This is a genomic window from Lysinibacillus sp. CTST325 (genome assembly GCF_054665055.1).
On record NZ_BAAFHO010000001.1, the window covers coordinates 624,269 to 638,153 of the forward strand.

16 protein-coding genes are annotated in these 13,885 nt (G+C 39.2%); 1 reads left to right on the forward strand and 15 read right to left on the reverse strand.

Annotated features, from left to right (window positions below; all coding sequences use genetic code 11):
- Window positions 1-46: 46 nt before the first annotated feature.
- The 15 genes from dprA to ACYQ73_RS03235 form a co-directional block, all read right to left on the reverse strand.
- Entirely contained in the window at window positions 47-943 is an 897-nt protein-coding gene (gene dprA, locus ACYQ73_RS03165; RefSeq protein WP_460011107.1) for a DNA-processing protein DprA, read from the reverse strand.
- A 177-nt stretch (window positions 944-1,120) separates the two neighbouring features.
- Window positions 1,121-2,023 carry a succinate--CoA ligase subunit alpha gene (gene sucD, locus ACYQ73_RS03170; protein WP_460011108.1) on the reverse strand — a complete coding sequence of 301 codons (903 nt, stop codon included), beginning with the start codon at window positions 2,021-2,023 and terminating at the stop codon, window positions 1,121-1,123.
- A gap of 17 nt (window positions 2,024-2,040) precedes the next feature.
- Window positions 2,041-3,201, reverse strand: coding sequence for an ADP-forming succinate--CoA ligase subunit beta (gene sucC, locus ACYQ73_RS03175; protein ID WP_460011109.1), 1,161 nt, complete (start codon window positions 3,199-3,201; stop codon window positions 2,041-2,043).
- Window positions 3,202-3,369: 168 nt separating this feature from the next.
- On the reverse strand, window positions 3,370-3,666 hold the full coding sequence (locus ACYQ73_RS03180; RefSeq protein WP_460011110.1) for an EscU/YscU/HrcU family type III secretion system export apparatus switch protein: 297 nt from the start codon (window positions 3,664-3,666) through the stop codon (window positions 3,370-3,372).
- Window positions 3,663-5,558 (reverse strand): hypothetical protein, encoded by a 1,896-nt coding sequence (locus ACYQ73_RS03185; RefSeq protein ID WP_460011111.1) that lies wholly within the window; start codon window positions 5,556-5,558, stop codon window positions 3,663-3,665. The genes ACYQ73_RS03180 and ACYQ73_RS03185 overlap by 4 nt, the downstream gene beginning before the upstream one ends.
- A gap of 341 nt (window positions 5,559-5,899) precedes the next feature.
- On the reverse strand, window positions 5,900-6,658 hold the full coding sequence (locus ACYQ73_RS03190) for a ribonuclease HII (protein WP_460011112.1): 759 nt from the start codon (window positions 6,656-6,658) through the stop codon (window positions 5,900-5,902).
- A gap of 768 nt (window positions 6,659-7,426) precedes the next feature.
- The gene (gene ylqF, locus ACYQ73_RS03195; protein ID WP_460011113.1) at window positions 7,427-8,299 is read right to left on the reverse strand and encodes a ribosome biogenesis GTPase YlqF; all 873 of its coding nucleotides are present in this window, start codon (window positions 8,297-8,299) and stop codon (window positions 7,427-7,429) included.
- Between the two features lie 56 nt (window positions 8,300-8,355).
- A complete protein-coding gene (gene lepB, locus ACYQ73_RS03200; protein ID WP_460011114.1) occupies window positions 8,356-8,925 on the reverse strand; it encodes a signal peptidase I in 570 nt (189 codons plus the stop codon).
- Between the two features lie 106 nt (window positions 8,926-9,031).
- On the reverse strand, window positions 9,032-9,376 hold the full coding sequence (rplS, locus tag ACYQ73_RS03205; protein ID WP_049668419.1) for a 50S ribosomal protein L19: 345 nt from the start codon (window positions 9,374-9,376) through the stop codon (window positions 9,032-9,034).
- 117 nt (window positions 9,377-9,493) lie between these two features.
- Window positions 9,494-10,231, reverse strand: coding sequence for a tRNA (guanosine(37)-N1)-methyltransferase TrmD (gene trmD / locus ACYQ73_RS03210; RefSeq protein ID WP_460011511.1), 738 nt, complete (start codon window positions 10,229-10,231; stop codon window positions 9,494-9,496).
- Window positions 10,231-10,746 (reverse strand): ribosome maturation factor RimM, encoded by a 516-nt coding sequence (gene rimM, locus ACYQ73_RS03215; protein ID WP_460011115.1) that lies wholly within the window; start codon window positions 10,744-10,746, stop codon window positions 10,231-10,233. The genes trmD and rimM overlap by 1 nt, the downstream gene beginning before the upstream one ends.
- Window positions 10,747-11,099: 353 nt before the next feature.
- Window positions 11,100-11,333, reverse strand: a complete 234-nt coding sequence (locus ACYQ73_RS03220) for a KH domain-containing protein (protein ID WP_004269410.1) — start codon at window positions 11,331-11,333, stop codon at window positions 11,100-11,102.
- Window positions 11,334-11,348: 15 nt separating this feature from the next.
- Complete coding sequence (gene rpsP / locus ACYQ73_RS03225) at window positions 11,349-11,621, reverse strand: 30S ribosomal protein S16 (RefSeq protein WP_049668417.1); 273 nt, start codon at window positions 11,619-11,621, stop codon at window positions 11,349-11,351.
- A gap of 94 nt (window positions 11,622-11,715) precedes the next feature.
- Window positions 11,716-13,074: a signal recognition particle protein gene (gene ffh / locus ACYQ73_RS03230; RefSeq protein WP_248718149.1), complete on the reverse strand. Its 1,359-nt coding sequence runs from the start codon at window positions 13,072-13,074 to the stop codon at window positions 11,716-11,718.
- 12 nt (window positions 13,075-13,086) lie between these two features.
- Entirely contained in the window at window positions 13,087-13,422 is a 336-nt protein-coding gene (locus ACYQ73_RS03235; RefSeq protein ID WP_460011116.1) for a putative DNA-binding protein, read from the reverse strand.
- A gap of 264 nt (window positions 13,423-13,686) precedes the next feature.
- Here ACYQ73_RS03235 and ACYQ73_RS03240 point away from each other — a divergent pair, with 264 nt between their 5' ends.
- Window positions 13,687-13,881, forward strand: coding sequence for a hypothetical protein (locus ACYQ73_RS03240; RefSeq protein WP_460011117.1), 195 nt, complete (start codon window positions 13,687-13,689; stop codon window positions 13,879-13,881).
- Window positions 13,882-13,885 lie beyond the last annotated feature (4 nt).

Sequence of the window (13,885 nt, forward strand, 5' to 3'; positions counted from 1 at the left end):
CCTGTTGCAAAATGTATAACAGATTTTAAGATAATGCAACTTTTTTTCAATTTTTGTTAGAAAAGAGAGTAAGTGTTTCAACGATTTCGTGACCATTGCACACCGGAATAGCTCCTTCTAATAGTAATTTATTTGTGCCTTTTGATTGCTCCGCATTAATTGGACCCGGTACAACAAATACATCTTTTCCTTGCTCTAAAGCATATTCTGTTGTAATAAGTGTGCCACTTCTTAATGCTGCTTCGGTTACAACTAAAGCTTTGGACAATCCACTAATTATTCGGTTACGCATTGGAAAATGCCATTTTGCAGGCTTCATATATGGAGGATACTCTGTGACAAGTAACTGATGCTCCGCCATATGCCCAGCAAGAGACTGGTTTTCCTTAGGGTATATATAATTAAACCCGTGTCCAAGCACTGCAATTGTGGAACCGCCAACTTTTATGGTTGTTTCATGAGCGATCGTATCTGCCCCTCTTGCAAGCCCGCTTACGACAGTATATCCGTGTTCAACAAGAGGCGGAACGATTAAGTCCATCGCAGTCTTTGTATAAGCTGTAGCCTTTCTAGAGCCTATAATGGCTACTTGTTTTTCGTCCGTTAATAGAGAATACCGACCTTTCACATACAATACAGTAGGTGGACTGGATATTTCAAATAATTGCGCCGGGTAAAAAGGATGATGAAAAGGAATAGGGGAAATATTGGCCCGTTCATAAGTTTCCCTAAAAGGAAATGTCATAATTTGTCGAAAACTCCGGGATATTTCCGATGCTCTTTGAGATGGTAGTTGCAATGCTTTTGCAATCTCGTAGGGGGGCGCGTCTTCAAAATAACTTAGTATATCCACCGGGGACAGTAATTGCTGAAGTTTTTGAAGTGGTAATGGGTATATATAATGTAAAGCTAGCAATCTCTGTGTATCGACTGAAAAAATCATTTAAAAACCTCCTTTTAATATAGAAGAAATTAAATGACCGCATCTTTAATGACACAGCTTTTTTTAGGAAAGGTCCTTAAGTAAGTAGGAGGTTCTTGAACAAATTCCAATAGAAGCATTTAAAGCCGTGTCTACATAAAGTAAAAGATGTAGCCACAATGTGCTACATCTTCCATTTTAATGGGTTTTACACTTTTCGTATAGCCCTTTTTCTTTGATTACTTTAATAAGTGTGTCACCAATGACAGATGGCGTTTCCGCTACTTCAATACCTGCAGCATTCATTGCTTTAATTTTCTCTGCAGCTGTTCCTTTACCACCTGAAATAATAGCACCTGCGTGACCCATACGTTTACCTGGAGGCGCTGTTTGTCCACCGATAAAGCCAACGACAGGTTTCGTCATATTCGCTTTAATCCACTCAGCCGCTTCTTCTTCAGCTGTACCTCCAATTTCCCCAATCATCACAACTGCATATGTTTCTGGATCGTTGTTAAACGCTTCCAAAACATCGATAAAGTTTGTACCGTTGACAGGGTCTCCACCGATACCTACAGCTGTAGTTTGGCCAATACCAGCTTGTGTTAATTGGTGTACGGCTTCGTATGTTAACGTACCAGAGCGAGAAACAACTCCTACATGCCCTTTCGTATGGATATAACCAGGCATAATACCAATCTTACACTCATCTGCCGTAATAACACCTGGACAGTTTGGACCAACTAGACGTGTCTTTTTACCTTCCATATAACGTTTAACCTTAACCATATCAAGGACAGGAATATGTTCAGTAATGCAGATTGTTAGTTCTAATTCAGCATCAACTGCCTCTAAAATAGCATCTGCCGCGAATGCAGCAGGTACATAAATAACTGAAGTTGTTGCGCCTGTTGCAGCTACAGCTTCCACTACAGTGTTAAATACAGGCACTCCTTCAATTTCAAGACCGCCTTTACCTGGTGTTACACCAGCTACAATTTTAGTACCATAATCAAGCATTTGCTTCGTATGGAAAAGCGCTGTTTCGCCCGTAATCCCTTGTACAATTACCTTCGTATCTTTATCAATAAATACAGCCATTGTTCTCCCTGCCTTCCTTAGCCTACTAGTCCCACAATTTTTTGTGCACCGTCAGCCATTGAATCCGCTGCAACGATGTTTAAACCAGATGCATTTAAAATTTCTTTTCCAAGTTCCACATTTGTACCTTCTAAACGTACAACTAACGGCACAGCTAAGCCAATTTCTTTGGCAGCTGTCACAACACCCTCGGCAATAATGTTACATTTCATAATTCCGCCAAAAATGTTTACGAAAATGCCTTTTACATGTGGATCAGAAAGAATAATTTTGAAAGCTTCTGTTACTTTTTCTGCCGTTGCACCGCCACCTACATCTAAGAAGTTAGCAGGGCTTCCGCCATAATAGCTAATTGTGTCCATCGTAGCCATCGCAAGACCAGCTCCATTAACCATACAGCCAATATTGCCATCTAATGAAATATAGCTAAGGTCATATTTAGATGCTTCGATTTCCTTTGGATCTTCTTCATCAAAATCACGTAATTCGACAATATCTTTATGACGATACAACGCATTTGCATCGAAATTAAATTTAGCATCTAATGCTACAACTTCACCTTGTCCAGTTACAACAAGTGGATTAATTTCTACAATTGAAGCATCTTTGTCGATAAAGGCTTGATACAAACCTAACATTAATTTAACAGCTTTCCCTACTAGGTTAGCTGGAATATTCATATTAAACGCCATGCGACGCGCTTGGAAACCTGTTAATCCAACAACAGGATCCACAACTTCTTTGAAGATTTTTTCTGGATTTGATTCCGCTACTTCTTCAATATCCATGCCGCCCTCTTCAGACCCCATCATTGTTACACGGGATGTTGCGCGGTCTAATACTAAACTTAAATAGTATTCTTTTTGAATATCAGAACCCTCTTCAATATATAAGCGTTTTACTTCTTTTCCCTCTGGACCTGTTTGATGAGTTACTAAAATTTTACCTAGTAATTCTTTTGCGTATGTACGCACCTCGTCAAGGTTTTTAGCGATTTTTACGCCCCCCGCTTTACCGCGTCCACCTGCATGAATTTGCGCCTTGACTACTGTCACATTAGAGCCAAGTTCTTTCGCTACTTTCACTGCTTCATCAGGGGAAAAAGCAACTTTTCCGTTTGGTACAGCTACACCATATTTTCTAAGAATCTCTTTCCCTTGATATTCATGGATATTCATAATACATCCTCCCATCAAACATTTGCATAAAATTGTTTTACTAACATAATCTATTCTAACTAAAGATTCTGATAAAGTCTATACCTTGTCTCTTATTCATTTTTTATCTATTAATATGACGCTTTTTTCTGTTTTGTGTACTAAAACAGAGTTTTGCGAAAATCAGAATTATCTATTTTTTCTATATTTTTCAGCATATTGTTGGTCTAATCGATAAATAAATGCAAAAACCTCAGCAACAGCTTCATACAATTCTTCCGGGATTGACTCATTTAGATCTAATTGTCCAAGTAATTGAACAAGGTTAGGATCCTCATAAATCGGGACATCGTGCTCATTCGCGCGCGCTAATATATTTTCTGCTATTTTCCCTTTTCCTTTTGCTACTACTGTTGGACTATCAAAACGTCCTAGCTTATACGTGAGAGCGATGGCCTCTTTTCGAGTAAATTTTTCTTCACTCATACGCGAAAATCCACCCCGCTATGTTCCTCCTGCTGTTCTACTACAGGGGTTGTTTTTGCAGGTTGGGCTTTTTCAAATTGCTTAATAAAAACGCCTGAAAGTTGATATTCTTTTTCAGCTAGGCCTATTTTCAACGCTGCTTTCAGCGGTTCCGCAAGCGGAATAATATCATCATTTTCATTAAATACTGTCACAGAAACTACACGATTTTGAACCTGCATATCAATAACCGTTTCTTTCATAGATTCCATTTGTAAATAAAATAATATACGCGCATAATTGGCATCAATTTTACCGTCTTCCTTCATGCGCCCATTCCACTGCAATGTTGCATCCATTTTCCTGCCAAAAAATTCTAATGGTACTTGCATAATAAGCTGATGCTGATGGCCATTCTCCCCTGATGCTAGCTGCATGCCGTTCATTCGTGCCATTAGCATTTCTGCGGCTTCCTTCAGTTGTGGAGAAATATGTGGTTCCTGCAATAATGTATGTAGTTGCGGTTTTAATTGATGTGCAATTTGCTGTAGATCTGCTGACTTATTACTAAGCGTCGCTTCATAACTAACTCCTAGATTTTTTAATACCGTTTTAAGTGCATGTTCCATTGCTTTACTGTCCATAGAATTTTGTACATGGGCATCTGCTTGCGTAACGATCTGTTGAATCATTGATTGCGAGGATTCAACACTATTTTTCATAAGACTTCGCATGAACGCTTCATTTTGTAGCGGAGTAGTAGCTTCCTGCTTTAAAAGCGATAATAAATGGTCCTTTACCGAAAGAGCATTGGCGTCTTGTGTAAATAAACGATCCGAAGAATTTTCTGCAAACGCTTTTATAAGTTGTTCTTGCATCTGTTTTGCGAAAATCTCTAGCGTTTGTTTAGTTGCTGGTAGCTGATTAAATCGATCGATAAGTTGATTTAATGACTGCTTTTGTTCATTGGTTAGCAAGCTTTGATTGGCTGTCCAAGATTTAAGCTGGTCAACAAGATGATTTATATTGTCAGATTTTGTCGATAAAATGGTTTGAATAACTTCTCCAGCTTGTTGAAACTGATTTGACTGGATAGACTTTACATCACTAAGACTTGACCAGTTTTGTAAGGTTGCCTGCTGAGGAAGTATCCCCGCCTCTTTTAAAATATTCATGGCTTGAATCTTTTCACTCATAGAAGCAGCATTATTCGTTAATATTTGTATGGACTTGGCAAGTACTAAACTACCTGTTTCTACTTCAAAAGGCTTTGCAATAGCCTGTACCTGTTGCATTAGATTTTGCTTAAGGTTTTCTGGTAAAGCTATTTCTTTCGTTAAAAGCTGCGTAAAGTTTTCCATTACGGAAACCATACCAGTAGTTTTTTGTCCACTTATAAGAGCTTGAAAAACATCATTTGTCATTGGCATTTTAAACTCTACCATTTTTTGAATGGCTTGTAGGGCATCCATCTTAGTAACACCCTCTGGTAATGCCTTTAACCACACTTCTGCCTGCATCAGCTGCTCTTTTGAAATCGGTAGCTGTGCTTTCATAAAATGAGCTAGAATTTGCTGCATCTCAGCTGTTTTGGGCAAATTCATTGATTCAAGTAACTGATTAATTTGTTGACTTTGAGAAGCCGATTGCTCCATAGGGCCCGTAACAACTTTTAGTTCTGTTTGTGGGCTTGTACCAGTTACTTGGAAGAAGTGGGCATCACCTGCTTTTAGTGGCACTTCGAGTTTAGCAATAAACTTTTGTTGACCAACTTGTATTTCCGCCATTTGATCTGGATATAATTGTTTGATTGTTCCTTGAAATACTTGCCCTTGTTTTAAAGTAAGTGGCTGATTAGTTGGGGTTAAAGCAGTTTGTTGCATTTGAATCGGATTAAAAGATGTGGCTGTCATATACATACTCCTTTCATCAATTACTCCTTAGCGTAATTGGCTTCATTTTTTTATCGTGGGGTTGGTTTCTGCTCCGACTGGGCACTGTCTTAGGGGGCGTTCGATGAGCCACTGATCCCGAAGGAGTCGTCTAGTCTCCGCTCCAATCAATTTATTCACATGATATATGTTTCAACAAATATCATTTCTAACTTTTGCTGATGTGCCTTTTATTTTTTTGTTTGCTAATATGTTTTCAAATGACATCCGCCGGAGCATTAACTTATTTCAGCGGATGTTTGTACAATAAATATTTATAGCTGCGGCTTTGCTTTCGCTACACAAAACATTGCTTAAACAAGTTAAAGCATTGACTTTATCGGTTCAAATGATGTGCGATGATAAATAGTTGGACCAAACTCTTCAAGTGCTTTTAAATGCTGTTTTGTTCCATATCCTGCATGCTGAGCAAAACCATACATAGGAAATTCCTTATCCAATTCATCCATATAATCATCTCGAGCCGTTTTTGCCAATATGGATGCTGCTGCAATAGCTAAGCTTTTCGCATCCCCTTTAATTATTGAATCCTGTGGAATAGAGATTGGCAGCGTCATAGCATCAACTAGCACATAATTAGGTTGAATAGATAACGATTCTACACTTGTCTTCATCGATTGCTTCGTCGCTTCGTAAATATTTAATTCATCAATTTGTTGTGCTGATTGGAAATGGACAAAATAACATAATGCATGCTCTTTTACTAAAGCAGCATAAGCATTGCGTTTATCTTTTGATAATTGCTTTGAATCATTTAATCCAACTAGAGCCTCACAATTTACAGGTAAAATAACAGCAGCAGTTACTACTGGCCCTGCTAACGGTCCACGCCCTGCTTCATCTACCCCTGCAATCAAGGTATTTGCTCCTCCGTAACTTTGATCGAAATCAACTTTCGCTTGATGTTCCTGCAGTATATGTTGCTTTTTCTCTTGGCGCTTTTGCCAGCTTTGCCAAGCCTTTTGCACACCTGCACGTTCATCGGTTGCTACCCTTGTCATCCAGTCCTGCCATTCCTCCGCTTCCTTCAATGCTGTAGTAATTTCTTTAATCGTTTTCATATATTTACTCCCTTTTTGTCTACATCAACAGTTCAAAGCTATTTTGCGCTGACTGTTATTGAGCATTCTACTAATATCAGTCATTTTTTCACTACAAGGTAGTGGATTCTCTCAAAATATGAATCATCACCATAACGTGTGGTTGATTTCCGTTCCGGCTGGGCGCTTTGTTGCTGTCGCTTTGCTTTCGCTACAGAAAACATTTGCTGTCGCTATGCTCTCGCACAGAGCATAGCTTCCTGGGGGCGTCCGATGAGCCGCTTGGGGCAACAGATGTTTTTTGCGCGAAAGCGTAGTGCAACGTAGCGGCAGCAGCACGATGTTGGTCACGAAGGCGGTATCACAGGGCGTGATGGTTTTAGCCTTCGTTTCCCTATTGCTGATCTCCAAGGAGTCGCCTAGCCTAGCCTCCACTCCAATCAACTTATATATAGCATATGTTTTAATAAAAGACATCCTCAACTTTTGGTGATAAACCAAAAATATGCATTCCCTTTTTTCTATATCAATATTAATATAATTTCTTTTTCTCGCTCTATATCATTTATCGGCAAAAAGAAGCATTCCTAAAAGAAAAACTGTCACGCTCACGATTTAAGGCGTGAGTATGACAGTTTTACGTTCGTTATCCCGCATTAACGGGCAGTAATTTATTTGTATCGAAAGCAATGATTTTAGGTGAGGGATTCACTGCTCGTAAATGCCCGATTGGTGAAGACTACTAATCAGCGGAGATGAAAAACGCCCACTAATTAAAGTTTCGTATTATTACTGCTCTGTTTCTTTTTCAAGTTGTTCGCTAACAAAGTCAAATGTTAGTTTGCCTAATTGCAGGCCACGAATATCTCGAACGATCAGTTGAGCTACTTGATCATAATCGATTTCTCCTCCGGGACCGAAAACACGGCGAAGTTTACCGATATGATCGAAGGTATCCACTAAATCTTCATGTATAAACTGAAAGCCATAGCGTTCTTCCATTCGTGCCGGATAATGAACGGATAAAAAGCGTAGACCATATACCGCTAAATCCTCCATATTCGTTATCGTATCCTTTATAGCACCTGTTAAGGCTAATTTATAACCTACTTCTTGATCTTCAAATTTCGGCCATAAAATACCTGGTGTATCGAGTAATTCTAGCTCCTTACCAACCTTTATCCATTGCTGAGCCTTAGTTACCCCTGGAGTATTCCCCGTTTTTGCTATATTTTTCTTTGCTAGGCGATTAATTAGCGTCGATTTCCCTACGTTTGGAATTCCAACAATCATTGCACGTATAGCTCTTGGCTTCATCCCACGTGACTTCATACGGTCAAATTTTTCTTTTAATATTTCTTGAGCAGCCTTTGTAACCTGCTGTAATCCTTTGCCTTCAAGGGAATTGATTGCTACTGCCTTATGACCACGTTGAGCAAAGTACTCTACCCATTTACGCGTTTCGTGCTCATCTGCCATATCTGATTTATTTAAGATAAGGAGACGCGGTTTTTGATTAATCACTTCGTCTATCATCGGATTTCGGGAAGATAGCGGTAAACGTGCATCTATTAATTCAAATATAATATCAACTAGCTTTAATTTTTCTGTTACTTCTCTGCGGGCCTTTGCCATATGCCCTGGAAACCATTGTATAGTCATATCTATACCTCCTAAACTAAAAGAAAAAGGGAGTGTTTAGCCCTCCCTTTCAAGAATTACTTTACAATTTTAATTTCACTAAACGGCCAGAAAATCAGACTTGTATTACCAATAATCTCTTTCTGATCGACGACTCCAATAATACGACTGTCCTTACTGTATCGACGATTATCTCCCATAACGAAAACATAGCCTTCTGGAATTACATTATCTTTTAGGTTTACATCAATGTCTTTTAATGTAAAATCCTCGGTTAAAGTACCTTCTGTAATTTTTGATTTGTAAGCATCTAAATAAGGCTCATCTATCGGTTCACCGTTAATGTATAATTGGTCATTTTTATATTCCAATGTCTCTCCTGGAAGCCCAATAACACGTTTAATATAGTTTTTCTTCTCAGGAGCATGAAATACAACAATATCAAAGCGTTTTGGTTCACCTATTTTATAACCAATTTTATTCACAATCATACGGTCGCCATCTTCAAGGGTTGGCATCATGGATTGGCCATCTACTGCAATGGGTGTAAATAAAAAATAACGAATAATCGCTGCAATCGCAAATGCAATTAGAAGTGCCTTTGTCCATTCCCATAATTCATTCTTTTCCTTTATTTGTTTTTCCATCGAGATTTGCCCCCTTGTCTATCCTCATTTTAGTTGATAGCTATTTAAGATGACAAGCAAAAAGAAAAGGGGCTTGTTACACAAGCCCCTCACTTTTAAGTCATAATTATCGAATTTCTTTAATACGAGCAGCTTTACCACGTAGGTTACGTAGGTAGTAAAGTTTAGCACGACGTACTTTACCACGACGTACAACTTCTAAGTTAGCGATTTTTGGTGTGTGTACAGGGAATGTACGTTCAACACCTACACCGTAAGAAATTTTACGAACTGTGAAAGTTTCGCTAATACCGCCACCACGACGTTTAATTACTACACCTTCGTATACTTGGACACGTTCACGAGTACCCTCTACTACTTTCACGTGTACCTTAACAGTATCACCTGGACGGAAAGTTGGTAGATCAGTGCGAAGCTGAGCTTTTGTAATCTCTGTAATAATGTTTGACATTGTTTTTCTCTCCTTAGACAGATGCTCTTGCACGCAATCTATGCCACAGCGGAACACCGTAATTCAGTACTTCACATAGAAGTACAGATTAGATGTTATCATAAATATAGATAGCAATCAAGCATCTTTATCGTTGTTTTTAAGTTTTTCTAAATACAATTTTTGCTTGTCTGTTAATGGATAATTCTCGAGTAAATCAGGACGACGCTCGAATGTTCTTTTCAAAGATTCTTCCATACGCCATTGCTCAATCTTTGCGTGATTGCCCGATAGTAAAATATCAGGTACTTTCATTCCGCGATATTCAGCAGGGCGTGTATAATGTGGGTGCTCTAGAAGACCCGTTGAGAACGAATCTTGTATGTGGGAATCCTCTTGTCCTAAAACCCCCGGCAGAAGTCGTACAACGCTATCTATAACCGTCATAGCCCCTAGCTCGCCACCAGTTAATACGAAATCTCCAATTGAAATCTCGTCTGTGACAAGATGCTGACGAATGCGTTCATCATAACCTTCGTAATGACCACATAAAAATACTAGTTCTTTTTCTTGCGCTAGCTCTTCTGCCTTTTTTTGAGTAAAGCGTTCACCTTGCGGACACATCAAAATGATACGAGGATTTTTCCCTTCTGTAATGGCCTCTACAGCGCTAAACATCGGCTCTGGTTTTAACACCATCCCCGCACCACCACCATACGGATAATCGTCTACTTGATTATGCTTGTTACCTGAAAATCCACGGAGATCAGTTACTTCCATATTTACAGCACCTTTTTCCTGTGCTTTCTTTAATATGGATGCTCCAAAAACGCCTGTAAACATATCCGGAAATAAACTTAACACATGAATATTCATCATAGAAGACCTTCCATTACATGTATCACTATTTTCTTCTCAGCAACATCAATTTCCTTGACGATATCCTCGATATATGGGATATAATGCTCTTTTTTAGTGCCCTTGACTACCCATACATCGTTAGCACCCGTTTGAAGAATGTCAGTCACTGCTCCGATTGTTTCGCCTTCTTCAGATACAATTGTACAGCCAATTATTTCGTGGAAGAAATATTCATTTTCCTCTAATAAATCATCTGTCATTTGATCTTTCGTAATTTTGAGCATGCCTTCTTTGAAAGGCTCAACCAAGTTGATGTTATTCATACCCTCAAAGGTTAACAAAACAAAGTTTTTATGACGACGCATTGATTCAATTGTTACCCATGTTGGCTTTTTATCGTCTTTTTTAAACGCCGCAAGCTTTATTCCTACTGCGAAGCGCTCTTCCTCAAAATCTGTTGTTGATAACACACGCACCTCACCGCGAATACCGTGTGTATTGACAATACGACCTACATTAAACCATTCCATTCAAATCTCACCTCATATAAAAATGCTAAAACATGCTCATCCCCATCAAGCTACTAGCTAGCCAGATCAAAAAGTAACCTTTCTCTCACCTTTCACCTACAAAAGCAGTTTAACTTTTGGTGGACGGTGTTATAGCTTAGACGTTGACCAGTCTTCCTCAATGTCATTATGTTCAATTATCTCTCAATGTAACTACGATAATAAAAAAAGGAAGGAACCGGCAAGCTCCTTCCTTTCAAGTCCAGATTTTACGCTTTACCTCAAGGCCACTTCGAATTCCTAAGCGCATGTAAACATACCTGTCAGGACTCTCCAGTGCTTGTTGCATATAAAAGACGTGAAAATCTTTTCTTTCAATCCAATATATCGACGTAGGTCTTTTTTTGATGGTGACTACCCGCCGCTGAATAAACAATTGTACGAATCGCTTTCGCTACTCGCCCTTGCTTGCCTATGACTTTCCCTCGATCCTCTGGATGAACAAAAAGTTTATAAACAATTCGATTTGCATTTTCATCCGTCTCTATACGAACTTCTTCTGGATAATCGACTAACGGTAAAACGATTGCTTCAATCAGCTGCTTCAAAGACCTCGCCCCCGATTATTTACTGAATTTTTGGTTATGGAATTTTTCCATGATACCTTGTTCTGAGAACAAGTTACGCACTGTATCTGATGGTTTTGCACCGTCAGTTAACCATTTAAGAGCTTTCTCTTCATCAATGTTTACAGTAGCTGGTTTAGTTAGTGGGTTGTAAGTACCAACTGTTTCGATTGAACGACCGTCACGTGGTGAACGAGCGTCTGCAACTACGATACGATAGAAAGGAGATTTTTTAGCTCCCATACGTTTTAAGCGAATTTTAACTGCCATTTTAATAGCACCTCCGAATAAGTTTCACACAAGATAGTATATTATCAATGTTTAGGTTGTTTGTAAAGTGTTTTTTCTTAACACCTATAAAATATTATTTAAACAATGAATCGAAGCCTGGTAGTTTCATCTTTTTCTTTCCTTTGCCACTTGCCATGCCTGTCATTTGCTTCATCATTTTTTTCATTTCTTCAAATTGCTTCAATAGACGATTTACCTCTTGAATTGATGTCCCAGAACCCTTCGCTATACGCTTTTTACGGCTACCGTTAATAATTTCTGGATTCGTCTTTTCAGCAGGTGTCATCGAATAAATAATCGCTTCTACGCGACCCATTTGCTTATCATCAACTTTAACATTGTCTAAGCCTTTGATTTTGCCGGCACCCGGTAACATTTTTAAAATTTCGTCAAGTGGACCCATTTTCTTTACTTGCTGCAATTGCTCAACAAAATCATCAAATGTAAAGCTTTGGGTTTTAAACTTTTCCTCTAGTTCTTTAGCCTTTGCTTCGTCAACATTTGCCTGAGCCTTTTCAATAAGTGATAGAACGTCACCCATCCCTAATATACGGGACGCCATACGCTCTGGATGGAAAGGTTCCAGCGCATCCATCTTCTCACCCATACCAACAAACTTAATGGGCTTCTGTGTAACGGAACGAATTGATAGCGCCGCACCACCACGTGTATCACCATCTAGCTTTGTTAACACAACTCCTGTAATACCGACTGCTTCATTAAAGCTTTCTGCCACGTTTACAGCATCCTGACCAGTCATAGCATCTACAACTAGGAATACTTCATCCGGCTCTTTTAACGCACGAATATCTTTTAATTCTTGCATTAAATCTTCATCGATATGCAAGCGACCTGCTGTATCGATAATAACGACATCATGATGTTCTTCTTTTGCCAATTCAATTGCCTGACGTGCAATTTCTACTGGAGATACATCGGTTCCTAACGCAAAAACAGGTAGGGATAACTGCTTCCCTAATGTTTGTAACTGCTGAACAGCCGCTGGACGATAAACGTCTGCAGCAACTAGTAATGGCTTACGATTATATTTTTTACGTAACACATTCGCCAATTTACCTGTAGTTGTCGTTTTACCTGCACCTTGTAAGCCGACCATCATAATAACAGTTGGTGGCTTTGTATTAAATTTAATTGGGCTTTGCTCGCCACCCATTAATTCTGTTAATTCTTCTTGTACGATTTTAATAACTTGCTGACCTGGTGTTAAGCTTTGCATAACATCTACACCGACAGCTCGTTCACTGACCTTTTTAACGAATTCTTTGACTACTTTTAAGTTAACATCCGCCTCGATTAAAGCAAATCGGACTTCGCGCATCATTTCTTTAACGTCTTGTTCCGATACTTTACCTTTACCTTTAATCTTTTGGATCGTTCCTTGGAGTCGTTCCGCTAATCCTTCAAAAGCCATTGCTTTCGCCTCCTAATCCCATTCTTTCAACTGTTCTATAAGCGTTAGCTGCTCTTTAATTGTCATACTTTGTTCTGTAATCCCTGTTGTTAGCTGCGCAAGCATTTGTGTACGTTGTTGAAATTTTTCAAGTAAACATAGTTTTTCTTCATATTCTTCAAGCATCGCTTCTGTTCGACGAATATTATCATAAACAGCTTGGCGTGAAACCCCATACGATTCAGCGATTTCTCCAAGTGAGTGATCATCTAAATAATAGAGCTCCATATAACTTCTTTGCTTATCTGTTAATAATGCTTGATAAAAGTCGAAGAGAAAGTTCATGCGTGTTGTTTTTTCAAGTAGCATCGAATGTTTCTCCTCCCGTTATTAGTCATTTGTATCATAACGAAAAGCGCCCGTCTGTGTCAAGGTAATCTCCTTGTCTAAAAGCTTTAATTAACTGCTTTAGGCGTTTTTCACCTATATCCAGTATTTCCCTTTTAAACAATGCGATTCACCTGCACAGACGAGCGCAATTACAAATTTACTTACTTAAATGTTAATCCTCGGATCATCACCAAGCATGTGGTTGATTTCCGTTCCGGCTGGGCGCTTTCCTGGGGGCGTCCGATGAGCCGCTTCACTCGCGTTGCTCGCTCCAGGGTCTCGGGCCAACACGATGTTGGTCACGAAGGCGTTATCACAGGACGTGATGGTTTTAGCCTTCGTTCCTCTATCGCTAATCCCCAAGGAGTCACCCAGCCTCCACTCCAATCAACTTATTTACATAGTATACGTTTTAACAAAAGTCATCCACATCGGTGATGAA

Coding starts and splice junctions, on each gene's coding strand:
- dprA (WP_460011107.1), bottom strand. CDS start 943: ATGATTTTTTCAGTCGATACACAGAGATTGCTAGCTTTACATTATATA.
- ACYQ73_RS03185 (WP_460011111.1), bottom strand. CDS start 5,558: ATGACAGCCACATCTTTTAATCCGATTCAAATGCAACAAACTGCTTTA.
- ACYQ73_RS03240 (WP_460011117.1), top strand. CDS start 13,687: ATGAGCCGCTTCACTCGCGTTGCTCGCTCCAGGGTCTCGGGCCAACAC.
- sucC (WP_460011109.1), bottom strand. CDS start 3,201: ATGAATATCCATGAATATCAAGGGAAAGAGATTCTTAGAAAATATGGT.
- ffh (WP_248718149.1), bottom strand. CDS start 13,074: ATGGCTTTTGAAGGATTAGCGGAACGACTCCAAGGAACGATCCAAAAG.
- ACYQ73_RS03180 (WP_460011110.1), bottom strand. CDS start 3,666: ATGAGTGAAGAAAAATTTACTCGAAAAGAGGCCATCGCTCTCACGTAT.
- trmD (WP_460011511.1), bottom strand. CDS start 10,231: ATGAATATTCATGTGTTAAGTTTATTTCCGGATATGTTTACAGGCGTT.
- rplS (WP_049668419.1), bottom strand. CDS start 9,376: ATGTCAAACATTATTACAGAGATTACAAAAGCTCAGCTTCGCACTGAT.
- rpsP (WP_049668417.1), bottom strand. CDS start 11,621: ATGGCAGTTAAAATTCGCTTAAAACGTATGGGAGCTAAAAAATCTCCT.
- sucD (WP_460011108.1), bottom strand. CDS start 2,023: ATGGCTGTATTTATTGATAAAGATACGAAGGTAATTGTACAAGGGATT.
- ACYQ73_RS03190 (WP_460011112.1), bottom strand. CDS start 6,658: ATGAAAACGATTAAAGAAATTACTACAGCATTGAAGGAAGCGGAGGAA.
- rimM (WP_460011115.1), bottom strand. CDS start 10,746: ATGGAATGGTTTAATGTAGGTCGTATTGTCAATACACACGGTATTCGC.
- ACYQ73_RS03235 (WP_460011116.1), bottom strand. CDS start 13,422: ATGCTACTTGAAAAAACAACACGCATGAACTTTCTCTTCGACTTTTAT.
- ylqF (WP_460011113.1), bottom strand. CDS start 8,299: ATGACTATACAATGGTTTCCAGGGCATATGGCAAAGGCCCGCAGAGAA.
- lepB (WP_460011114.1), bottom strand. CDS start 8,925: ATGGAAAAACAAATAAAGGAAAAGAATGAATTATGGGAATGGACAAAG.